14 protein-coding genes, 2 tRNA genes and 3 rRNA genes are annotated in these 23,079 nt (G+C 44.7%); 3 read left to right on the top strand and 16 right to left on the bottom strand.

Annotated elements, in window-relative coordinates; genetic code table 11:
- Positions 1 to 190: 190 nt before the first annotated feature.
- Together LU290_RS01910 and hutU are read right to left on the bottom strand one after the other, a co-directional pair.
- Positions 191 to 1,168 carry a YjiH family protein gene (locus tag LU290_RS01910; protein WP_277808884.1) on the bottom strand — a complete coding sequence of 326 codons (978 nt, stop codon included), beginning with the start codon at positions 1,166 to 1,168 and terminating at the stop codon, positions 191 to 193.
- Positions 1,169 to 1,790: 622 nt separating this feature from the next.
- Positions 1,791 to 3,497, bottom strand: a complete 1,707-nt coding sequence (gene hutU, locus LU290_RS01905; RefSeq protein WP_277808883.1) for a urocanate hydratase — start codon at positions 3,495 to 3,497, stop codon at positions 1,791 to 1,793.
- Between the two features lie 230 nt (positions 3,498 to 3,727).
- Here hutU and LU290_RS01900 point away from each other — a divergent pair, with 230 nt between their 5' ends.
- Positions 3,728 to 4,216, top strand: coding sequence for a pyridoxamine 5'-phosphate oxidase family protein (locus tag LU290_RS01900; protein WP_277808882.1), 489 nt, complete (start codon positions 3,728 to 3,730; stop codon positions 4,214 to 4,216).
- A 91-nt stretch (positions 4,217 to 4,307) separates the two neighbouring features.
- On the opposite strand, the gene LU290_RS01895 is transcribed toward LU290_RS01900, so the two are convergent.
- Entirely contained in the window at positions 4,308 to 4,934 is a 627-nt protein-coding gene (locus LU290_RS01895; protein ID WP_277808881.1) for a hypothetical protein, read from the bottom strand.
- A gap of 121 nt (positions 4,935 to 5,055) precedes the next feature.
- Between LU290_RS01895 and hutC the strand changes: the two genes are divergently transcribed.
- Positions 5,056 to 5,769, top strand: coding sequence for a histidine utilization transcriptional repressor HutC (gene hutC, locus LU290_RS01890; RefSeq protein WP_277808880.1), 714 nt, complete (start codon positions 5,056 to 5,058; stop codon positions 5,767 to 5,769).
- Positions 5,770 to 5,929: 160 nt separating this feature from the next.
- Here the strand turns inward: hutC and rrf are convergent.
- The 11 genes from rrf to LU290_RS01835 form a co-directional block, all read right to left on the bottom strand.
- A 5S ribosomal RNA gene (gene rrf / locus LU290_RS01885) occupies positions 5,930 to 6,043 on the bottom strand.
- A 127-nt stretch (positions 6,044 to 6,170) separates the two neighbouring features.
- A 23S ribosomal RNA gene (locus LU290_RS01880) occupies positions 6,171 to 9,028 on the bottom strand.
- 268 nt (positions 9,029 to 9,296) lie between these two features.
- A tRNA-Ala gene (locus tag LU290_RS01875) sits at positions 9,297 to 9,372 on the bottom strand.
- 4 nt (positions 9,373 to 9,376) lie between these two features.
- Positions 9,377 to 9,453, bottom strand: a tRNA-Ile gene (locus LU290_RS01870).
- A 60-nt stretch (positions 9,454 to 9,513) separates the two neighbouring features.
- Positions 9,514 to 11,044, bottom strand: a 16S ribosomal RNA gene (locus LU290_RS01865).
- The 16S, 23S and 5S rRNA genes sit together here with 2 tRNA genes alongside, the layout of an rRNA operon.
- A gap of 610 nt (positions 11,045 to 11,654) precedes the next feature.
- Positions 11,655 to 12,674, bottom strand: a complete 1,020-nt coding sequence (locus LU290_RS01860; protein ID WP_277808879.1) for a threonine aldolase family protein — start codon at positions 12,672 to 12,674, stop codon at positions 11,655 to 11,657.
- A gap of 209 nt (positions 12,675 to 12,883) precedes the next feature.
- Positions 12,884 to 13,870, bottom strand: coding sequence for a hypothetical protein (locus tag LU290_RS01855; RefSeq protein ID WP_277808878.1), 987 nt, complete (start codon positions 13,868 to 13,870; stop codon positions 12,884 to 12,886).
- Between the two features lie 127 nt (positions 13,871 to 13,997).
- A complete protein-coding gene (locus tag LU290_RS01850) occupies positions 13,998 to 14,861 on the bottom strand; it encodes a metal ABC transporter permease (RefSeq protein WP_277808877.1) in 864 nt (287 codons plus the stop codon).
- A gap of 20 nt (positions 14,862 to 14,881) precedes the next feature.
- Positions 14,882 to 15,760 (bottom strand): metal ABC transporter permease, encoded by an 879-nt coding sequence (locus LU290_RS01845; protein WP_277808876.1) that lies wholly within the window; start codon positions 15,758 to 15,760, stop codon positions 14,882 to 14,884.
- On the bottom strand, positions 15,757 to 16,740 hold the full coding sequence (locus tag LU290_RS01840) for a metal ABC transporter ATP-binding protein (protein ID WP_277808875.1): 984 nt from the start codon (positions 16,738 to 16,740) through the stop codon (positions 15,757 to 15,759). Before LU290_RS01840 ends, LU290_RS01845 begins: the two co-directional genes overlap by 4 nt.
- 140 nt (positions 16,741 to 16,880) lie before the next feature.
- A complete protein-coding gene (locus tag LU290_RS01835) occupies positions 16,881 to 17,801 on the bottom strand; it encodes a metal ABC transporter substrate-binding protein (protein ID WP_277808874.1) in 921 nt (306 codons plus the stop codon).
- 344 nt (positions 17,802 to 18,145) lie between these two features.
- Here LU290_RS01835 and thrS point away from each other — a divergent pair, with 344 nt between their 5' ends.
- The gene (thrS, locus tag LU290_RS01830) at positions 18,146 to 20,077 is read left to right on the top strand and encodes a threonine--tRNA ligase (RefSeq protein WP_277808873.1); all 1,932 of its coding nucleotides are present in this window, start codon (positions 18,146 to 18,148) and stop codon (positions 20,075 to 20,077) included.
- A gap of 120 nt (positions 20,078 to 20,197) precedes the next feature.
- Here the strand turns inward: thrS and alr are convergent, their stop codons facing one another.
- Together alr and serS are read right to left on the bottom strand one after the other, a co-directional pair.
- Positions 20,198 to 21,445, bottom strand: coding sequence for an alanine racemase (alr, locus tag LU290_RS01825; RefSeq protein WP_277808872.1), 1,248 nt, complete (start codon positions 21,443 to 21,445; stop codon positions 20,198 to 20,200).
- Positions 21,446 to 21,639: 194 nt separating this feature from the next.
- Positions 21,640 to 22,905, bottom strand: coding sequence for a serine--tRNA ligase (gene serS / locus LU290_RS01820; protein ID WP_277808871.1), 1,266 nt, complete (start codon positions 22,903 to 22,905; stop codon positions 21,640 to 21,642).
- Between the last annotated feature and the right edge of the window lie 174 nt (positions 22,906 to 23,079).

Here is a 23,079-nt window from a genome sequence, read left to right as displayed (position 1 = left end):
TTGCAAAATCCATTTTTAAAACCCATCAACGGAATGGTAGCAAGGTGCATATCTCGCACCATTATGCCCAAAACGGTGCATTTTACGTACCTTACGGACTGGCGGTTTTGGTTTTGCAATTTACAAAGAATTTGTATAGACAAATTTTGGAATAATTTAGCAAATTCTAGCACAAATTTCAAGCTTAATCTCAAGCAAGCCACCCCATCATCATCGCCAAATGCCCAAACCAACTTGCCAAAACAATGGACAATGCCACACGGATAAACCAAATCAGCACCATTTTGCCCACACTTAATGGGATTTTGGTTGCCAGCACGCACGGTATCATCGCCGAAAAGAAAATAATGCCCGACACCGACACCACCGCCGTCACATAACGGGTTAATAAATCGGCTTTGGCGAGCAATAAAGCGGGCAAAAACATCTCGGCAAGTCCTGACGACAAGCCTTTGGCAACCATCATTGGCTCAGACAATCCGCCAATCAAAGTAAATGGGTATAAGACAATGCCCAGAACATCAAAAACAGGTGTATGTTTTTCTAATAACAGTCCAATTAAGCCAATGGCAATGATAGACGGCACAATCGCACTTGCCATATTGACCCCATCAATAAAATTATCCCACAACAGTTTATATAAAGGCGGGGCATTTTTGGCGGTGTTAATGCCTGTATTTATAGCGACTTTTATTCTGGGTGCATTTAGTTTATCATTGTCAGGAATTGTTTTTTCATCACTAAAATTTTTAATGGGCGGTAATCTTGCGGTAATTGCCGTAACCACAAAAGTAATGATTAAACACGACCAAAAATAAAAACCCCAAATAGACATTAACTCCAATGTCTTGGCAATAATCACCATAAAGGCGGTAGAAACGGTAGAAAAGCCCGTGGCAATGATGACTGCTTCTTTGGCGGAATACGCCCCTTGTTGATAAACACGGTCAGTAATCAAAAGCCCCACCGAATAACTGCCCACAAAAGACGCTACCGCATCAATGGCGGATTTGCCAGAAGTTTTGAATATCGGTTTCATCACAGGTTGCATTAGTACGCCTACTGCTTCTAATAAGCCAAAACCCAATAAAAACGCCAGCATTACCGCCCCAATCGGCACAATCATTCCCACAGGTAGGGCTAATTTTTCAAACAAAAAAGGAAGCATATCTTTTTGCATTAAAAAATCGGGGGCGGTTTTGGTGATAAATAATATGGCTAAAATAAGCCCTAATATTTTCAAAACCGTTAAAATCCTATTGGTTAAATTGGCGTTAAATGATTTATTGATAAAAGGTTTAATCACCCCATAAATCATTAAGCCAAATAATAACACAATCGCCAAGTTTTTTTGTTCTTTGACCAAATAACTTGCCATATGGTCAAAGGCAATGGTGCTTTTGCCTGCAATCTCTATTGGCACAAAAAACAAAAAGATACCAAGTAAACTAAATCCAATTAACTTGATAAGTGCCAGTGTATTTGATTGATTGTTCATACATTGTCCTTAATAACGAGCATTCAATTTTAAAAACAAAATAAGCCATCAGCAAATGCCAATGACTTATTTTTAATTTTAATTGGGGGCGTGCCTACCTTTTATATTTGCAATTAAAAATGAGAAAAATCGCAGTATTTTCAAGGAAAAAGCTGCAGGCAATATCATAATACTGGCAAGGCTTTTAACTCAGAAAATGAAGATTTAGCCATTTTTAATGCAAAAATATCGCTAAATTATTTCCAATTTGTAAATAATATTATAAAGGTTCAGCACGCCCCAGCATTAAAACTTATTTTATCATCGGCAAATTTAAGCCAAATTCCTTAGCGGTTTTAATCGCCAATTCATAACCTGCATCAGCGTGCCGCATTACGCCACTTCCGCAGTCATTAACCAGCACATTGGCAAGGCGTTTGGCGGCTTCGTCCGTACCGTCTGCTACGATGACCATTCCAGAATGCTGACTGTAGCCCATTCCCACACCACCGCCGTGATGTAAGCTCACCCAAGTTGCCCCGCCTGCGACATTGAGCATACCGTTTAAAAGTGCCCAGTCGGATACTGCGTCCGTGCCATCTTTCATAGACTCGGTTTCACGGTTGGGGCTGGCAACAGAGCCTGTGTCCAAATGGTCTCGTCCGATGACAATCGGGGCTTTTAGCTCGCCATTTTTGACCATTTCATTAAAGGCAAGCCCCGCCAAATGGCGTTCGCCCAAGCCAAGCCAGCAGATACGAGCAGGCAACCCTTGAAAATGAATGCGTTCTTTTGCCATATCCAGCCAGTTATGCACGTGCTTATTATCAGGGAACAGCTCTTTGATTTTGGCGTCCGTCTTGGCAATGTCTTCTGGGTCGCCCGACAACGCCACCCAGCGGAAAGGCCCTTTGCCTTGACAAAATAGCGGACGAATGTAAGCAGGCACAAAGCCGGGGAAATCAAAGGCGTTTTTGACCCCTTCGTCAAACGCCACTTGGCGAATGTTGTTGCCATAATCGGTCGCAGGAATGCCCATTGCCACAAAGTCTAGGATTGCTTGTACATGGACGGCACACGATTTGGCGGCGGCGGCTTTTAATTCAGGATGACGGTCGTGGTCGGCGGCGGCTTTTTTCCACTCATCCACCGTCCAGCCCATTGGCAAATAGCCGTTGATTAGGTCGTGGGCGGAAGTTTGGTCGGTTACTAGGTCGGGTTTGATTTCTCCGTTCTTAGCACGCTTAACCATTTCGGGCAAAATCTCAGCTGCGTTACCCAAAAGGGCAATGGACACCGCTTCGCCTTTGGAAGTATGTTCTTTAATCAGTTTATAAGCGTGGTCAAGGTCGTTTGCTTGCTTATCCACATAGCCTGTGCGAAGACGAAAATCAATGCTAGACTGCTGACATTCAATGTTTAGGCTCACCGCTCCTGCAAAAGTCGCCGCCAAAGGCTGAGCCCCGCCCATTCCGCCAAGTCCTGCGGTCAAAATCCAACGCCCCTTCCAGTTGTCGGTAGATTTGTCCGTGCCGTTGCCATAGTGCTGAGCCCCTGCTTCGGCAAAAGTCTCATAAGTGCCTTGTACAATACCCTGTGTGCCAATATAAATCCAGCTCCCTGCGGTCATTTGTCCGTACATAAATAGGTCTTTTTTGTCAAGCTCGTTAAAATGCTCCCAAGTCGCCCATTTTGGCACAAGGTTGGAGTTGGCAATCAAAACTCTTGGAGCATTTTCGTGGGTGTTAAACACGCCCACAGGTTTGCCTGACTGGATTAAAAGCGTTTGGTTGGTTTCAAGGGTTTTTAGACTTTCCAAAATTTGGTCATAGCATTCCCAGTTTCTTGCCGCCCGTCCAATACCGCCATAGACCACAAGGCTTTGCGGATTTTCGGCAACATCGGGGTGCAGGTTGTTTTGAATCATACGGTAAGGGGCTTCGGTCAGCCAGCTTTTGCAAGTAAGCTTAGTGCCTGTGGGGGCAAGGATTGTACGGGTTGGGTCGGTGCGAGTTGCCATAATGATTCCTTTTTTTAGGTGAATTGAATGCGTAAATTTGCGGTCAAAATTTGTCTATACAAATTAATTTAGCAAAATTTGGCGGATAATGCAAGCGTTTTTTATTAAAAAAAACCACTTCAAAAACACTTATACCACACAAATTTACATAAATTTACCGACTTTTTTAGTGAGATTTGTTAGATTGTAATCGTGCTCTTTTAACCTGATTTTTTAATAAGGACTAAACAATGACCGAACAAATCAAACAAATTAACGAGCTTATCAAAGATGTCAAATTTGCCATGCTGACCACCATTACTAAAGACGGACATTTGCACGCCTGTCCAATGACCACAAGCGAGTTTGATCTTGACAAAAAAGAGATTTGGTTTATTGGAGATGCCACAACCGAGACGGTATCTGATATTAAAAACAACCCACAGATTAATCTTGCCTACACCGCCAACAGCAGTAAGGATTATTTGTCTATCAACGGCAAGGCAGAGCTTGTTAAAGACCGTCAAAAGCTAGAAGCACTTTGGTCGCCTATGTACAACGCATTTTTTGAAAATGGTATTGATGATGATAATGTACAACTTATCAAAATCATACCCAATGGAGCAGAATATTGGCTGAGCGGTAACAGCGTGGTCAATATGTTTAAAATGACCGCTGCTGCTGTTACAGGCGAAAAAATTGCTGACAGCTTAGGCGAGAATCATTCAGTTAAGTTTTAATTTTTAGCCAATCCAAACACGATGGCATTCATTAAAAAGAGCATTAAGAATGAGAGCGTTAAGCACGCTCTTTTTTGATATAAAAAATTCATCAAGAAATCTGACAATGAGCCTTTTCTTTATCCACTATTGACATCATAAAATCCAGTGCTTCTTGCTCGCTCATCGCATCCGTTTTGGCTTTCATTTTTACAAAAAATGGCTTTAATAGAGCTTTGGTGATTTCGGCTTTTTCGCTGTCGGTTGGCTCAACAAAAGGCGGTAAATTCTCCACACCCATTTGATTTAACATCATTTCGCTAAATTTACGCCCTGCATCACTGGCAAAAAATTCGTCCGCCTCTTTGATTTCATCATCGCTTAAAATCCCTTTAAAATAAGGTTCGAGTGTCGCAAGATAAGTAGGATTGCCCCCCAAACTTAATAGGCAGGCATTTTGTTCTGGAGTTAATTGAAATTCAGATTTAATGTCCGTCACCACCAACGCACGGTTGGCATTGACTTGAAAATCCATATAAGGACTTTGGATAATAAGTTTGTCAATTTCAGCAGGCATTGCCTCTGTGTCGGTTTTGGTCTCGGAAGCGGTCTCGGTTTTAGTTTCTGTGGCAGTTTCGATTTTGACTTCTTGTGTTGTCTCGCTAGGTTTATCGCCACCACAAGCGGTTAAAGTCAATAACATCGCCAAAGACAGGGCGGTTATATTTAATAATTTCATTACACATTCCCAAGTAAATTTAACACCTTGGCATAACATAAAAAAAGAAAAAAGCGATTTTTATAAAAAATCGTTCGTCTTTATGATAAAATCTTACCAAATTTTAAAAAATTCCCAATCTATGTCCAATAAATCAGCCCCCACCCCCGCCTACCAACGCATCAAAGACAGCATTTTAGCCAATATTCATTCAGGCATTTGGACAGCAGGCACGGCAATTCCCACCGAAATGGCGCTCACCGAAACCTTTGGCGTGTCTCGCATGACCGTCAATCGCGCCCTAAAAGAGCTGACGGACGAGCAAATATTGGAGCGCCGCCAAGGGTCAGGCACTTTTGTTGCCCAAAATAAATTCAATCAAACATTTATTACCGTACATAATGTTCGTCAAGATATTGAACAAATTGGCAAGCACTATCATGCCAACTGCATTTTTGCCAAACAGATTGCTTATGATAAACTACCAGACCTGGCAAAATCTTTGTTCTTACACTCACAAATTTTATATGAAGTGCACATCGTGCATTACGGAGATGGTGAGCCACTACAAGTCGAGCGCCGGATTGTCGATATTGGATTGGTACCCGACTTTTCCAGACAAAATTTTAACTTAATTAACACCAGTGATTTTCTGATTAAAAAAGTACCTCTTGTGCATGGAAAATATAAGATTATCGCCGCCAACTGCCCAGACGATATCGCACAATTACTAGGTGTAGGCAAAGACACGCCCGTCTTGTTGTTGCGGCGACATACTTATTCATCTGGCTTGGTAGTTACTTTGGTTGAAATGTGGCAGGCAGGTGATAGCTTTATGTTTGAGGGGGTACTCTAGTATATGTATGATTTTTTAGCACTATAAATTCTAGAGCTGTAGTAAATTAGATTCCACAATGTAATATACTACAGCTCCAAATTTTTTGTTGTTAAGGACATAGAACCGATACGCTAACAAAAAACCCCCTCCATCATCCGACAGAGGGGGCTAAATAAGGTGCTGACGATGACCTACTCTCACATGGGCGAACCACACTACCATCGGCGCTAAGACGTTTCACTTCTGAGTTCGGGAAGGGATCAGGTGGTTCCATCTTGCTATTGTCGTCAGCGTAAAAGGATTAACAACGCTGTTATGAGTCTGTTATTTTATTTTTATTCAAGATTGATTCAAGCTTGTTAGGTAAAATCTTTACACTTTCCATTAACACTGTCAGTGGTAAACCACTTGGGTGTTGTATGGTCAAGCCAAACGAGCAATTAGTATTGGTTAGCTACACATATCACTATGCTTCCACACCCAACCTATCAACGTCGTAGTCTACAACGGCTCTTTAGGGAAATCTTATCTTGAGGTCGGCTTCCCGCTTAGATGCTTTCAGCGGTTATCCGATCCGAACATAGCTACCCGGCGATGCTACTGGCGTAACAACCGGAACACCAGAGGTTCGTCCACTCTGGTCCTCTCGTACTAGGAGCAGATCCTCTCAAATTTCCAACGCCCACGGTAGATAGGGACCGAACTGTCTCACGACGTTCTAAACCCAGCTCGCGTACCTCTTTAAATGGCGAACAGCCATACCCTTGGGACCTGCTTCAGCCCCAGGATGAGATGAGCCGACATCGAGGTGCCAAACACCGCCGTCGATATGAACTCTTGGGCGGTATCAGCCTGTTATCCCCAGAGTACCTTTTATCCGTTGAGCGATGGCCCTTCCATACAGAACCACCGGATCACTAAGACCTACTTTCGTACCTGCTCGACTTGTGGGTCTCGCAGTTAAGCGCGCTTTTGCCTTTATACTCTATGGACGATTTCCGACCGTCCTGAGCGCACCTTCGTACTCCTCCGTTACTCTTTAGGAGGAGACCGCCCCAGTCAAACTACCCACCATACATTGTCCTTAGATCTGTTAATCTCAAGTTAGAACCCCAACATAACCAGGGTGGTATTTCAAGGATGGCTCCATAGGAACTGGCGTCCCTACTTCAAAGCCTCCCACCTATCCTACACAAGTTAGGTCAAAGTTCAATGTAAAGCTGTAGTAAAGGTTCACGGGGTCTTTCCGTCTAGCCGCGGGTACACAGCATCTTCACTGCGATTTCGATTTCACTGAGTCTCTGCTGGAGACAGCGCTGCCATCATTATGCCATTCGTGCAGGTCGGAACTTACCCGACAAGGAATTTCGCTACCTTAGGACCGTTATAGTTACGGCCGCCGTTTACTGGGGCTTCGATCAAGAGCTTCGCTTACGCTAACCCCATCAATTAACCTTCCAGCACCGGGCAGGCATCACACCCTATACGTCCACTTTCGTGTTTGCAGAGTGCTGTGTTTTTAATAAACAGTTGCAGCAGCCTGGTATCTGCGACTGCCAACAGCTCAAAGAGCAAGTCTTATCACCATCGGCAGCGTACCTTCTCCCGAAGTTACGGTACCATTTTGCCTAGTTCCTTCAGCAGAGTTCTCTCAAGCGCCTTGGTATTCTCTACCTGACCACCTGTGTCGGTTTCGGGTACGATTTCTTTATGACTATCGCTTAGAAGCTTTTCCTGGAAGCATGGTATTTGCCACTTCGCCAGTAAACTGGCTTGCTATCAGATCTCAGTAATAGTCTAGCGGATTTGCCTACTAAACCTACCTACATCCTTCCACCTGGACAACCAACGCCAGGCTGACATAACCTTCTCCGTCCCTCCATCGCATCATAAACAAGTATCGGAATATTAACCGATTTCCCATCGACTACGCCTTTCGGCCTCGCCTTAGGGGTCGACTCACCCAGCCCCGATTAACGTTGGACTGGAACCCTTGGTCTTCCGGCGAACGGGCTTTTCACCCGTTTTGTCGTTACTCACGTCAGCATTCGCTCTTGTGATACCTCCAGCATGCCTTACAGCACACCTTCACAGGCTTACACAACGCTCCCCTACCACTTAATTGAAACAATTAAATCCGCAGCTTCGGCTCCTAGTTTGAGCCCCGTTACATCTTCCGCGCAGGCCGACTCGACTAGTGAGCTATTACGCTTTCTTTAAAGGGTGGCTGCTTCTAAGCCAACCTCCTAGCTGTCTGTGCCTTCCCACATCGTTTCCCACTTAACTAGGAATTTGGGGCCTTAGCTGGCGGTCTGGGTTGTTTCCCTCTTGACGACGGACGTTAGCACCCGCCGTCTGTCTCCCGGATAGTACTCATCGGTATTCGGAGTTTGCATCGGTTTGGTAAGTCGGGATGACCCCCTAGCCGAAACAGTGCTCTACCCCCAATGGTATTCGTCCGAGGCGCTACCTAAATAGCTTTCGGGGAGAACCAGCTATCACCGAGTTTGATTAGCCTTTCACCCCTATCCACAAGTCATCCCCTGGCTTTTCAACGACAGTGGGTTCGGTCCTCCGGTGCCTGTTACGGCACTTTCAACCTGCTCATGGATAGATCACTCGGTTTCGGGTCTATACCCTGCAACTAAATCGCCCTATTAAGACTCGGTTTCCCTACGGCTCCCCTAAACGGTTAACCTTGCTACAGAATATAAGTCGCTGACCCATTATACAAAAGGTACGCCGTCACGGAATAAATCCGCTCCGACTGCTTGTATGCACACGGTTTCAGGTTCTATTTCACTCCCCTAACAGGGGTTCTTTTCGCCTTTCCCTCACGGTACTGGTTCACTATCGGTCAGTCAGGAGTATTTAGCCTTGGAGGATGGTCCCCCCATCTTCAGACAAGATTTCACGTGTCTCGCCCTACTTAATATGTCGCATTTGCAGTTTCGCATACAGGACTATCACCTACTATGGTTGGCTTTCCCACGCCATTTTGCTACTACAAGTTTGATCGGCTCCTCCCCGTTCGCTCGCCGCTACTTGGGGAATCTCTATTGATGTCTTTTCCTCGGGGTACTGAGATGTTTCACTTCTCCCGGTTTGCCTTCTATCCAAAGGATAGAATACCTATCTTATGATAAGTGGGTTTCCCCATTCAGAAATCGCCGGGTCACAGGATATTGCCACCTCACCGACGCTTATCGCAGGCTATCACGTCTTTCATCGCCTCTGACTGCCAAGGCATCCACCATGTGCACTTCATTACTTGACCATACAACCCCAAGTAGTCTTGGTGTCATAAGGGTAATGTGTAACGATTCACCTATGTTTACGCTTGATTCAGTTCTCTTTACTTTAGGTAAGTACATTTTGGGGTGTACTTACCATGGTAATTTATTTGTTGGAATAAATAAATTACCCAGACTCATAATCATGTTGTTAAATAATGATATAAACTTCGTCAGTTTATAAGATGTTCTACATTAAGTAGAAATAAGAAATCTAAACTTGGTTTTGATTGCTTAGTTCTAATTAATGATTGGTGGAGCCAAGGAGAGTCGAACTCCTGACCTCCTGCGTGCAAGGCAGGCGCTCTACCAACTGAGCTATGGCCCCAAAATGGTGGGTCTAATAAGACTTGAACTTATGACCCCCGCGTTATCAACACGGTGCTCTAACCAACTGAGCTATAGACCCGTTTTAAACATCTTCCTAAAGAACAACTTGTTGTGAATTCTTGCTAATCAGATAATTCATTAAGGAGGTGATCCAGCCGCAGGTTCCCCTACGGCTACCTTGTTACGACTTCACCCCAGTCATCGACCCCACCGTGGTGATCGCCCTCTTGCGTTAGGCTAACCACTTCTGGTGAGATCAACTCCCATGGTGTGACGGGCGGTGTGTACAAGGCCCGGGAACGTATTCACCGCAGCATTCTGATCTGCGATTACTAGCGATTCCGACTTCATGGAGTCGAGTTGCAGACTCCAATCCGGACTACGATTGGCTTTTTGAGATTAGCATCACATCGCTGTGTAGCAACCCTTTGTACCAACCATTGTAGCACGTGTGTAGCCCTGGTCGTAAGGGCCATGATGACTTGACGTCGTCCCCGCCTTCCTCCAGTTTGTCACTGGCAGTATCCTTAGAGTTCCCGACCGAGTCGCTGGTAACTAAGGAAAAGGGTTGCGCTCGTTGCGGGACTTAACCCAACATCTCACGACACGAGCTGACGACAGCCATGCAGCACCTGTATCTAAGTTCCCGAAGGCACTCTCGCATCTCTGCAAGATTCTTAGTATGTCAAGACCAGGTAAGGTTCTTCGCGTTGCATCGAATTAAACCACATGCTCCACCGCTTGTGCGGGCCCCCGTCAATTCATTTGAGTTTTAACCTTGCGGCCGTACTCCCCAGGCGGTCTACTTATTGCGTTAACTGCGTCACTAAGTCTTCAAGAGACCCAACGACTGGTAGACATCGTTTACGGCGTGGACTACCAGGGTATCTAATCCTGTTTGCTACCCACGCTTTCGCACCTCAGTGTCAGTATGATGCCAGGGAGCTGCCTTCGCCATCGGTATTCCTCCAGATCTCTACGCATTTCACCGCTACACCTGGAATTCTACTCCCCTCTCACCTACTCTAGCTTACCAGTATCAGATGCAGTTCCCAGGTTAAGCCCGGGGCTTTCACATCTGACTTAATAAGCCACCTACGCGCGCTTTACGCCCAGTAATTCCGATTAACGCTTGCACCCTCTGTATTACCGCGGCTGCTGGCACAGAGTTAGCCGGTGCTTATTCTGTGGGTAACGTCAGGGCTAATGGGTATTAACCATTAGCTTTTCCTCCCCACTTAAAGTGCTTTACAACCAAAAGGCCTTCTTCACACACGCGGCATGGCTGGATCAGGCTTTCGCCCATTGTCCAATATTCCCCACTGCTGCCTCCCGTAGGAGTCTGGGCCGTGTCTCAGTCCCAGTGTGGCTGATCATCCTCTCAGACCAGCTACAGATCGTCGCCTTGGTAGGCCTTTACCCCACCAACTAGCTAATCCGACTTAGGCTCATCTATTAGCGAGAGCTAAAAGCCCCCTTTCTCTCGTAAGACGTATGCGGTATTAGCTATCCTTTCGGATAGTTATCCCCCACTAATAGGCAGATTCCTAAGCATTACTCACCCGTTCGCCACTAATCATATCTAGCAAGCTAGATAATCATCGTTCGACTTGCATGTGTTAAGCCTGCCGCCAGCGTTCAATCTGAGCCATGATCAAACTCTTCAGTTTAATCTTTGTGTTGCCTAATTGATTATTTACTTAGAAAGTAAAATAAAAAGTTAGGACTTTTAATTTTGGCTCATTTATTACTAGCAAAATTTGCTCATCGTGTAAATGAATTAACTTTGAGTATTTTTGCTTGATAAATGATAATTTTTATATTATCTTGTATTAGCAAAAATCCACACAAGTTGTTCTTTAGTTTTGATTTTAAATAGTGTCTGATACATCGTCTGTATCATCAATCAAGGCTGACCATTTTATCACAGTATTTTGTGTTGTCAAGCTTTTTTTGAATTTTTTTTAAACCAACTTGCTTTGTTATTTTTTGTAACTAGGCTGCGTTGGAATGAGTGCGTATTATACAGATATTTTTTGGGGTGTCAAATGGTTTTTTGGGAAATTTTGAAAAAAATTGGGGAAAGTTTGTAAGTGGTTGATTTTTAATTGATTTATTGTGGCAAATTTTATTATAACTTTTGGAATGTGGTTATTTTTGCCTATGATTTGATGGTTTTAAGGCATTTTTATCGCTCGGATTGTTTATTAAAATTGTAATTCACCCAATAAAAAAGACTTTTTGAACATATTCAAAAAGTCTTTTTTATCAAAATAGCCGTTATGCTTGTTTAATTAAGCTTGCCAAATCCAGCACATCATCGCTCGTGGTATCAAAACTACACATCAGTCGCACCGTACCTTGGGTGTCCCAATCATAAAACGCATATTTTTGACGGGCGGCGTCGGCGGCCTGTTTGGACAATTTGACAAATACGCCATTAGACTGCACTTGATAGATCGGCTGAATGCCTAATTTATCAAGCTCGCCTGCCAATAAAGTCGCCATGTCGTTGGCTTGTTTGGCATTGTGCAAATATAAGTCGTTGCGAAGCAGCTCAATGAATTGGGCGGAAATAAAACGCATTTTTGAGGCGGTTTGCAGACCCACTTTTCTTAAAAACACCAAAGATTTGGCAAGCGTTTCATCAAAAACCACCAAGCATTCGCCCATCATCATGCCGTTCTTGGTACCGCCAAACGACACCATATCTACGCCTGTTTCGCAAATCATCTCTTTAAAGCTGATGCCCAAATATGCCGCAGCGTTTGACAATCTCGCCCCATCAACAAAGACTTTCATGCCGTATTCGTGGGCGGTTTGACAGATGGCTTTTAGTTCATCGGTGGTGTAGCAAGTGCCGTATTCTGTGGTCTGGCTGATATACACCACGCTTGGCTGAGCACGATGTTCGCTGCCAATGTTGTACAGTTGGGTTTTGATGAGTTCTGGGGTGAGCTTACCGTCATCGGTGGCGATTGCCAAAAGTTTGAGGCCACCGACCACTTGCGGGGCGGTGCTTTCGTCTTGATGAATGTGGGCGGATTCGGTGCAGATGACCGCACCCCAGCGCGGGTTGATGGCTTGCAAGCCCACGACATTCGCCCCTGTGCCATTAAAAACTGGCAGGGCATGAGCCTTGTCACCAAAATGCTGACGAATCACAGTCTGTAGCTCATCGGTAAATTCATCATAGCCATAAGCAGGTACATGACCGACATTGGCGGTGGCGAGTGCCTGCATGATGGCAGGATGTACGCCAGAATAATTGTCGGAGGCGAAATTTTTATGATTCATCATAGACCTTATCGTTAAATTAAAGGGCGGTTATTATAATGCAAAAAATCGATTTGAAAAGCATTGATGGTATTTTATGATGACATTCTTTTATGGGTCATGGCTAAAGATGGCAGATTTTTCCTGCAAAACTTAACAAATTCAGTAGTTTATCTCAAAATATTAGGTTTGGCATTCCCAGACCAACCATAAGAAAGTGGCAATACTTGCAATCAGTCTTGGTCGGCTGATGATGTGTTCTTTTTGCTGGATTGCTGAATTTTTGATACATCAACCGGAAATCTTGGATTTTCCTCATCCCAAGGCACTTGATATCCTGCAAAAATACGCTCCAAATGCTCGATAAACGGAACATTTATTTCATCGTTTTTAAAGTCCTTAAAATAACACTCAATCAGCGAGCGACCTTTAGGGGCTAAGCCCATTTGTGCATCTATCCACACGGCATAACTCCAATCATTTGGGTCAGTAATAGACAAGTGATAGCAAAAATCATCTAAACCATCAAAGGTGTTGTCAGGCAGTGATTCATTCTTGGTTAAAACATCAAAATTAAAATCAACCAAATCACAAAATTTAAGACGATAAGCAGCCTCTACTGCAAATTGCCAAGAATGAGGATGGTAGCCACCAGTTAAATAGACCGCCCCCATCTCCTCGCCAGTTAATACCAATAAAAACCGTTGTATTGACTTTGCACTGTAAATACTCATTGCTGATGTGTTCTTTTTGCTGGATTGCTGAAGTTTTGATACATCAACCGGAAACCTCGGATTTTCCTCATCCCAAGGCACTTGATGTTCTGCAAAAATACGCTCCAAATGCTCGATAAACGGAACATTGATTTGCTCGGTATCAAAATCCTTAAAATATAACTCAATCAGCGAGCGACCTTTGGGGGTTAAGCTGGCTTCAGACACATACCAAATATTATCCTCATATGGAATGGAGTTGGATAACTGCATGCAAAAATCATCAATATTTTCATAGGTTGTCTCATGACATCTGGGGTCTTTTATAAGTACATCTGGATCAAAAATGATTATATCGCACATAACCAATCTATAAATTGCTTCCACGCTAAACTGCCAAGGACTAGGGTTTCCGACAGTCAATAAAAATGCACAACACAACCCATCATCAATTAACACATTTAAAAACCATTGAATACGCTCAGCATTAAGAGTGCTCATTTTCATAAATTATTCCTTGGGGATTCATAATGATTGACTCAATATCGCTTTTTTAGACGTCCATCAAGTTTGACGACTTATGATAAATGCTGGACTGTGGCTTGCTCGGCGATATTTTTATCATCATGCTTTATCATGCTGATTTTTTATGAATCATGGCAAAATTTTTATTTGCCAATCGCTGCTTGACTTGCACAAAGCTCATCGCCAGCACAAATACCAAAGCCTGTAATAGCACGATGGTCGCCCCTGTCGCCGAATCCAAATGATAGCTGACAATCACACCAAAAAAACTGGTCAAACAAGAACTTGCCACCGCCACCAAGAGCATACTGGCAAAACGCCGACACAGCACAAAGGCGGTAATCCCTGGGCTAATCAACATCGCCACCACCAAAATCACACCCACCGCCTGCATGGCAACCACAATGGACGCAGACAACAGCACAAGCAAGCCATAATGCAGTAGCTTGGGCGACAGACCTGCCACTCGTGCATGACTGACATCAAAACAATACAACAAAAAATCCTTCACCTTCAAAAGCACGACAGCTAGCACCAAGGCACAAATCAGCACCGTCTGCCACAGCATCGCCTGATCAATGCCTAAAATATTGCCAAACAAAATGTGCTTTAAATGCTGATCGCCACCCATTTTACTAAATGTCAACAGCCCTGCGGCAAACATACCAGAAAACACCACGCCCATCAGCGTATCTTCTTTAATACGAGTATTGGATTTTAAAAACCCCACCGACACCGCACAAAACAGCCCTGCCAAAAACGCCCCAAGCAACATCGGCAAGCCCGTCCAAAACGCCAGCACCACCCCTGGAAAAACAGCGTGCGAGATGGCATCGCCCATCAAAGACCAGCCTTTTAATATCACAAAACAAGACAGCACCGCACACACCGCTCCCACTGCCACCGCACAGATTAGGGCGTGTTGCATAAAAACATGGGATAAAGGTTCGCTAAAATAATGGATAAATTGCATGAATATTCGTTCTTAAATGATTAAAGTGTGGGTTGTGGTGGTTTTGCGTGGTATTTTTGGCGAAATTTTTGGGTCAAAACACCAAACTTTGGTGAAAATAAAAAAGCCAAAATGAACAAAATCGTCTGCAAACAAACAATCACACCGCCAGTCGCCCCATCAAAAAAATAACTCAAATACACGCCAAGCCCACTCGTAACCACACCAATCACGCCTGCAATGACAATGAGCGGACGAAATTTATCGGTCAGCTGATACGCAGTCGCCCCTGGGATAATGACCATGGCAATGACCAAAATCGCCCCCACCGTCTGCAAGGCTGACACCACGCACGCCGACAATAAACTAAAAAACAAGATTTTATACACTTTGGGCGACAGTCCCACCGATTTGGCATGGATTTCATCAAAAAATACCAACAGCAAATCTTTCCAAAATATCAATAATAATAGCAATGCCAACGCCATGATGATGGCCACTTGCAAAGCATCGCCATCAGAAATACTCAAGATATTGCCAAAAATAATCTCTTGGACATTCACAGAAGTTGGATTGATAGAAATGATAAACAGACCCAAAGCAAAAAAGGCAGTAAAAATAAAGCCGATGACCGCATCTTCTTTGAGTCTGGTCAAGGACTTCACCCACAAAATAGACATCGCTGCCAATAGACCAGCAAAAAACGCCCCTGCCGCATAAGGCAAACCCAACGCATAAGCAATCGCCACCCCTGGTACGACAGCGTGCGACAAAGCATCCCCAATGAGCGACCAGCCTTTTAACATCAAATACGCCGACAAAAACGCACAAACACCGCCCACCACGGACGACAACGCCATCGCCTTTATCATGTACTCATAGGCGAACGGCTCTGCCAATAAACTTAGCCAGTCGCTCACAGCACTCTCCTGATGGTGTCATTTTTTGGGTCATAAGTCTGCACACCGCCGAATTTTTTTGGGGTGTTCATATTGACCTGACCTGTACGACTCGCCTGCTCTTCTTCGTGGCAATGCGTACTTTCTGGCGTGCCGTGTTGCACCCCATAGAACACCGCCGGCACTTCATCGTCCGCCAAAATCGTCAGCGAACGACTGTCATCATCATCGTGCAAATCCTTGCCAGACAGGCGAATTTGTCGCAGTACGCCACCAAAGACTTTTTGCAGATTTTCTTGGGTAAAAGTCTCTTTGGTCGCACCACTTGCCAACACGGTGCGGTTAATCATCACCACTTGATCGCAAAATTCTGGAATCGTCCCCAGATTGTGCGTAGAGATTAAAATCAAATGACCTTCTGCTCGCAAATCATCAAGCAATGCCATAATCGCCTTTTCGGTTTTGACATCCACGCCAGTAAATGGCTCGTCTAGCAAGATGATTTTACTTTCTTGTGCCAAAGCTCGTGCTAAAAATACTCGCTTTTTTTGTCCGCCAGACAGCTCGCTGATTTGGCGGTCTTTAAGATGAGCAATATCCACACGCATCATCGCATCCAGTACTTTTTGCTTGTCGTCTGCCTTTGGCATTCTCAAAAAATTCATGTGTCCGTAGCGACCCATCATCACCACATCTAGGACGGACACAGGAAATTGCCAATCCACTTCTTCGCTTTGTGGCACATAGGCGACCAGATTTTGCTTTAATGCCTGATGAATTGGCATATCGCACAGCAAAATTTGCCCTGTTTGTGGCTTGACCAGCCCCATGATGGACTTGAACAAGGTGGATTTGCCAGAGCCATTAACCCCCACCAAAGCACAAGTCGTACCGCCTGACAGCCTAAAATTGACATCATACAAAGCATGATGACCATTGGCGTAGCGGACGCTTAGGTTGGTAACGACAATGCCAGCGGTGTAATCAGATGTTTTTTTCATAAATCATTCAAACAATAAATCCAAAAAACATAAAAACCCATCCATTTTTATGTTTTTTAAATCAAAAATTTGACAAGGTGATGATGACATACCGCCTTGCCAAATTCATTTTAGCCAATTTTTAAAATTCATCACACTTTTTAGGGCGATTTTGCTTTTTGTAAACCCTGAACCAGAGTCGTGGTCGTTACTTCCAGCAAATCCAAATAGGTCGGCACTTTGCCATTGCCATCAGACAAGCTATCCACATACAGCACCCCACCATAATGCACCCCCGTCTCGGCGGCAACTTGCTTGATGGGCTTATCAGAAATCGTACTTTCGCTAAAAACCACAGGGATTTGATTGGCTCGCACCGTGTCAATGAGTGCCTTTACCTGCTTAGGCGTGCCTTGTTGCTCGGCATTAATGTCCCAAAGATAGGCTTCTTTTAGGTCGTAGTCCTGTGCCAGATAGCTAAACGCCCCTTCGCTTGTCACCAACCAGCGTTCATTTTCTGGAATATTTGCCAATTTAGCACGCAGCGGCTCGTCTAAGGCTTTGATTTTTTGGGCATAATTTTCGGCATTTTTGATATAAATGTCCTTGTTTTTTGGATCATGCTCAATCAAAGCGTTTTTGATATTTTCCACATAAATCAAGGCATTGCTCGGCGACATCCAAGCGTGCGGATTTGGCAAACCCTGATAAGCCCCCGCCTTAATCGGCAAAGGCGTAATGCCGTCTGTTACCACCACAGCAGGCACATCTACCCCTTGATAAAACCGCTCAAACCACCGCTCCAAATTCATGCCATTATGCAAAATCAAATCCGCATCTTTGACCTTGGCGATGTCTTTGGGGGTCGGCTCATAGTCATGAATCTCCGCCCCAGCTTTGGTGATGGACTGCACTTCTGCCACATCGCCAGCAACATTTTGGGCGATATCCGCAATGATGGTAAAAGTGGTCAAAACCATCAATTTATCAGACGGCTCTTTGGTGTCTTTGGTGGTCTCGCCACAGCCGAACAATGCCAAACTGACCACCGCACCCACCAGCCAACGCTTAAATGATTTCATGATTATCCTATCAATGTCAAATTCTTAAATGATAATAATACTCATTATTATAAATTATGTCAAGCCATTGTAATCAAAGCCCAGCCAAAGCCCCATGAGTATCATGGTTATCAAGCCATCATCATACAAAAAAGCGGTTACTTTGTAAATGTTTCATCAGATTAAACTATTCAAAAATCACATTGAATTTTTTCAATGATGATACAAAGCAGGCATGAAATGTGCTGTTTATTCAATAAAAATTTGCTATAATTAGCCTTTTTAATTGTCAAAATCCATTGGTCGCGGTTATATATTTACTCGTAGCAAATATCACTGCCAACACCACTTTTTAGGAGAACCTTATGGTCGCAATCACTTTACCTGATGGTAGCGTGCGTCAATTTGACGGCTCTACCACCGTTATGCAAATCGCTCAAGACATCGGTCCGGGTCTTGCCAAAGCCACCATCGCTGGTCGTGTCAATGGCAAATTGGTAGATGCGTGCGACCCAATCACCACCGACGCCAGCGTTTCTATCATCACCGCAAAAGATCACGAGGGCGTAGAAATCATTCGCCACAGCTGTGCCCACTTGCTTGGACACGCTGTCAAACAGCTTTATCCAGAAGTCAAAATGGTCATCGGTCCTGTGATTGAAGATGGCTTTTATTATGACATTTATAGCCCTCGCCCTTTCACGCCTGAAGACATGAAGGCGATTGAAGAGCGTATGAAAAAGCTCATCGACCAAGATTATGATGTCATCAAAAAAATGACCCCACGAGATGAAGTCATTGAAGTATTCAAATCTCGTGGCGAAGAGTACAAACTTCGCTTGATTGATGATATGCCAGACGAGACGCACATGGGCCTGTATTATCATCAAGAATACATCGATATGTGCCGTGGTCCGCATGTGCCGAACACTCGCTTTTTAAAAGCGTTTCAGCTGACGAAAATGAGCGGTGCGTACTGGCGAGGAGACGCCAAAAACGAACAGCTCCAACGCATTTATGGCACGGCGTGGGCGGACAAAAAAGAGCTGAAAGCCTACATTCAACGCATTGAAGAAGCTGAAAAACGCGACCACCGCAAAATCGGTAAGGCGCTAGGCTTATTCCACCTACAAGAACAAGCCCCTGGCATGGTGTTTTGGCACCCGAACGGCTGGACGATTTATCAAGTGCTTGAACAATATATGCGTAAAGTTCAGCAGGATAACGGCTACCTAGAAATCAAAACCCCACAAATCGTGGATAGAAGCCTGTGGGAAAAATCAGGACACTGGGAAAACTATGCCGAAAATATGTTTACCACCAGTTCGGAAAACCGTGATTATGCCATCAAGCCGATGAACTGCCCTTGCCATGTGCAAGTGTTCAACCAAGGTCTAAAATCATACCGTGATTTGCCACTTCGTCTGGCGGAATTTGGCTCATGCCACCGCAACGAACCATCAGGGGCATTGCACGGCATCATGCGTGTGCGTGGCTTCGTACAAGATGACGCACATATTTTCTGTACCCAATCACAAATCCGTGATGAAGCCCAAGCCTTTATTAAGCTGACCTTAGATGTTTATAAAGATTTTGGCTTTACTGACATCGTGATGAAGCTTTCTACTCGCCCAGAAAAACGAGTCGGTGCTGACCATCTTTGGGACGATGCCGAAAAAGCTCTGGCAGACGCACTAGACACCGCAGGACTGGCGTGGGAGCTACAAGAAGGCGAAGGGGCGTTCTATGGCCCGAAAATTGAGTTTAGCCTAAAAGACTGCTTAGGTCGCATGTGGCAATGTGGCACGCTACAGCTTGATTTTAACTTACCAGAACGCCTAGACGCTGATTTCATCAACGAAGCTGGCGAAAAAGAACGCCCTGTTATGCTCCACCGTGCGATTTTGGGTTCGTTTGAACGCTTTATCGGCATTTTGATTGAGCAATATGCAGGCTTGATGCCACCTTGGCTAGCACCAATCCAAGCGGTCGTGATGAACATCACCGACAAACAAGCGGACGCCTGTGATGAAGTCGTTGCCAAGATCAAAAACGCTGGTCTGCGTGCCGTGAGTGATTTGCGAAACGAAAAAATCGGCTTTAAAATCCGTGAACGCACCCTAGAACGCATTCCGTTCATGCTTGTCTTGGGCGACAAAGAAGTAGAAACTGGCACGGTCAATGTGCGTACTCGTGAAGGGGCGAACCTTGGCAGTATGCCTGTTGATGCGTTCATTACACTACTTAATGACGCCATCGCCGAAAAAGGCAACTATGTGGCAAAAGCGGCTGAATAATACCAAAAAACAAGCTCCAAATTTTGGGGCTTGTTTTTTAAACAAAACCAAAATGATCGGCTCATATCAAAAAAAATAAGCCCCAAACAAGGAGCTTATTTTTTTATTCATCAACACCCATCACTTGGCAGGTTTGACAAATTTTGGATTGGCGTTACCCCAGTTGGTATAGACATCAGCAAACAGCACATCCACCATCTCTTCAATCTCTGATTGGGTGATTTCTTCATCGCCTTGCTTACCAAAAATCACCACTTCATCGCCCGCCTTAATGTCAGGATAATCGGTAACATCCACCATCGTGGTATTCATAGAAATTTTGCCCACAGTTGGTACTTTATGTCCATTGATGATGACCTTACTCTTATTGGTAAAGGCACGGCGATAACCATCCGAATAGCCCATCGGCAAATTCGCCAAATAGCTGTCTCGCTCCAACACAACGGTGCGATCATAACCCACGCTTGATCCTTTTGGATAAAAATTCACGCTGGCAACTTTCGTCTTAAATGACATGATATAAGTGTATTCTGGTCGCTCATACACAGGCTCACCAAACAAAATCCCGCCTGGACGCACCATATCAAACCAACCCTCTGGCACATTTAAAGCAACAAATGAATTGGCGGTGTGCAAAGTTAATTTACTGCGGTCCAGTTTTGCCGTCTTAATTAACCAATCGCTGTCCTTTTTAAAGGCGGCAATGCCCTTTTTCACATCAGCCTCATCCTCCACAGGAAAATGCGTCATGATGCCCACGATTTGCAAATTACTCAGCTTGGTCAGGGCGACTGCTTGCTTTTTACCCTCTGCCGTTGTTACATCCAGACCATTTCGGTTCATGCCTGCTGAGTTTAGTGCAAGGTGGAATTTTAGCGTTTTGCCTGCTTGCTTGGCGATTTCGTTGGCTTGTTTGGCTTGTTCAAGATTGCCAAACAGCTCTTCAATGCCATATTGCAAGCCATCTTGAATCTCGCCAGCGGTCGCCGTACGCACACGAGCCACCACGCCTTGATAGCCGTGAGCTCTGGCAATGCGAGCCTCTTCGTTGCTGGCGATACCCACACATGGAATCTCATGCTTGATGATCGCAGGCATGAGCAAATCAATGCTGTTGCCATAAGCGTCCGCCTTTAAGATGGCACAGATTTTTGCCTTACCATTCAAATGCTTTTTCATCGCTTCAAGATTATCGCCATATGCCTTAACATCAATCTCAAGCCAAGCATTTGCGTTGTGCTGCCCCACCGTGCTGACATCTTGCAAGCCAAACGACAATGCAGGTGCGGCAGATGCAGGGCTGACCGCCAACGCCGCCATCAATGCCGCCGCCAATACCGATGATTTTACTGATAATGAATAAGCCATCAACTTCTCCTGTAAATGACAAAAATGAACCAAAAAGAAAGTTATCAATTATGCTAGAAAAATAACCATTTGTAAATAAATTTATCGATAATCTTATGATATTTAATCAACCACAGCATCTGATCGATTGGCATTTTAATCAAAAAAAACCAACCTCAAAAAATCAAGGTTGGTTTTGTACATCACAATAAAATTCACCCAATCACTTCAAGCCCGCCCATATAAGGCTGCAAGGCTTTTGGGATGGTGATTGTGCCGTCTGCGTTTTGATGGTTTTCAAGCACCGCCAGCAAGGTGCGTCCAACAGCAAGTCCGGAGCCATTTAGCGTATGAACAAGCTCGGTTTTCTTGCCGTCTTTGACACGAGCGGACATACGACGCGCCTGAAAATCACCGCAATTTGAACAGCTAGAAATCTCACGATAAGTCTGCTGAGAAGGCAGCCACACCTCGATGTCATAAGTCTTCAAGGCGCTAAACCCCATGTCCTTCGTGCAAAGTGTCAGCACACGATAAGGCAGCTCGAGCGCCTGCAAAATACTCTCCGCCTGCGCCGTCATCTCCTCCAAAGCGTCCATACTGGTGTCTGCCTTGACGATTTGCACCATTTCTACTTTTTCAAATTGGTGCTGACGAATCAGACCACGAGTGTCTCGCCCTGCGCTGCCCGCCTCACTCCTAAAACACGGAGTGTGCGCGGTGAGCTTGATGGGTAGATCAGCAGGGCTGACGATGCTGTCTTGTACGGTGTTGGTCAGCGGCACTTCTGAGGTCGGAATCAAATAATATTCTTTATCGCCACGCAGCTTGAACAAATCTTCTTCAAATTTTGGTAGCTGACCGGTGCCTTTAAGGCTGTTGCCATTCACCATATAAGGCACATACATCTCGGTGTAGCCACGGGCGATGTGCGTGTCAAGCATGAACTGCACCAACGCACGATTAAGCCTTGCAAGCTGCCCTTTTAGCACGCTAAATCGTGAGCCAGTGAGCTTGGCAGCCATCTCAAAGTCAAGCAATCCCAAGCCCTCGCCAAGATCGGTATGATCTTTAACTTCAAAATCAAACTCACGAGGCACACCCCAGCGGCGCACCTCGACATTGTCCGCCTCATCCTCGCCCACAGGCACACTGTCGTGCGGCAGATTTGGGATTTTTAGACTTTCGGTCTCAATGACACCCAAAAGCTCACGCAGCTTGACCTCAGCTGCCTTCATGCGCTCACTCACCTGCTCCATTTTAGCAAGCAGCTCATCAGCGTTTTCACCAGCACGCTTTAATTCGCCGATTTCCTTGGCACCAGCGTTCTTCTGGGCTTGCAGAGTCTCAGTTTCTACTTGTAATGCCTTGCGCTGATTTTCAAGGTTTTGCCAAAAAGCGATGTCAAGGTCGTAGCCACGAGTTGCCAACTTTTCTTTTAGCTCAGCCAAGTCGCCACGCAGTAATTTTGGATCTAGCATGTCTTACCTTCATTTAAATATGAATATAAAAATGCCTTATCATAGCAAAAAAGCTGCCAAATTTCAGCAAGTTTGATGATTTTTGGCGGAAATTTAACAAAAAAGCCCACTTTGACGATTTTTTATGGTTTTTTGGTTTATTTTTTTGCATAAAACCAGTAATATAGGCATTCT

The sequence above is a fragment of the Moraxella nasibovis genome (genome assembly GCF_029581575.1).
Taxonomy (GTDB): Bacteria; Pseudomonadota; Gammaproteobacteria; order Pseudomonadales; family Moraxellaceae; genus Moraxella; species Moraxella nasibovis.
Note: the sequence above shows the minus strand (reverse complement) of the source record. Positions and strands in the feature narration are given on the sequence as shown.

Coding starts and splice junctions, on each gene's coding strand:
- LU290_RS01910 (WP_277808884.1), bottom strand. CDS start 1,168: ATGCTTCCTTTTTTGTTTGAAAAATTAGCCCTACCTGTGGGAATGATT.
- hutU (WP_277808883.1), bottom strand. CDS start 3,497: ATGGCAACTCGCACCGACCCAACCCGTACAATCCTTGCCCCCACAGGC.
- LU290_RS01900 (WP_277808882.1), top strand. CDS start 3,728: ATGACCGAACAAATCAAACAAATTAACGAGCTTATCAAAGATGTCAAA.
- LU290_RS01895 (WP_277808881.1), bottom strand. CDS start 4,934: ATGAAATTATTAAATATAACCGCCCTGTCTTTGGCGATGTTATTGACT.
- hutC (WP_277808880.1), top strand. CDS start 5,056: ATGTCCAATAAATCAGCCCCCACCCCCGCCTACCAACGCATCAAAGAC.
- LU290_RS01860 (WP_277808879.1), bottom strand. CDS start 12,674: ATGATGAATCATAAAAATTTCGCCTCCGACAATTATTCTGGCGTACAT.
- LU290_RS01855 (WP_277808878.1), bottom strand. CDS start 13,870: ATGAAAATGAGCACTCTTAATGCTGAGCGTATTCAATGGTTTTTAAAT.
- LU290_RS01850 (WP_277808877.1), bottom strand. CDS start 14,861: ATGCAATTTATCCATTATTTTAGCGAACCTTTATCCCATGTTTTTATG.
- LU290_RS01840 (WP_277808875.1), bottom strand. CDS start 16,740: ATGAAAAAAACATCTGATTACACCGCTGGCATTGTCGTTACCAACCTA.
- LU290_RS01835 (WP_277808874.1), bottom strand. CDS start 17,801: ATGAAATCATTTAAGCGTTGGCTGGTGGGTGCGGTGGTCAGTTTGGCA.
- thrS (WP_277808873.1), top strand. CDS start 18,146: ATGGTCGCAATCACTTTACCTGATGGTAGCGTGCGTCAATTTGACGGC.
- alr (WP_277808872.1), bottom strand. CDS start 21,445: ATGGCTTATTCATTATCAGTAAAATCATCGGTATTGGCGGCGGCATTG.
- serS (WP_277808871.1), bottom strand. CDS start 22,905: ATGCTAGATCCAAAATTACTGCGTGGCGACTTGGCTGAGCTAAAAGAA.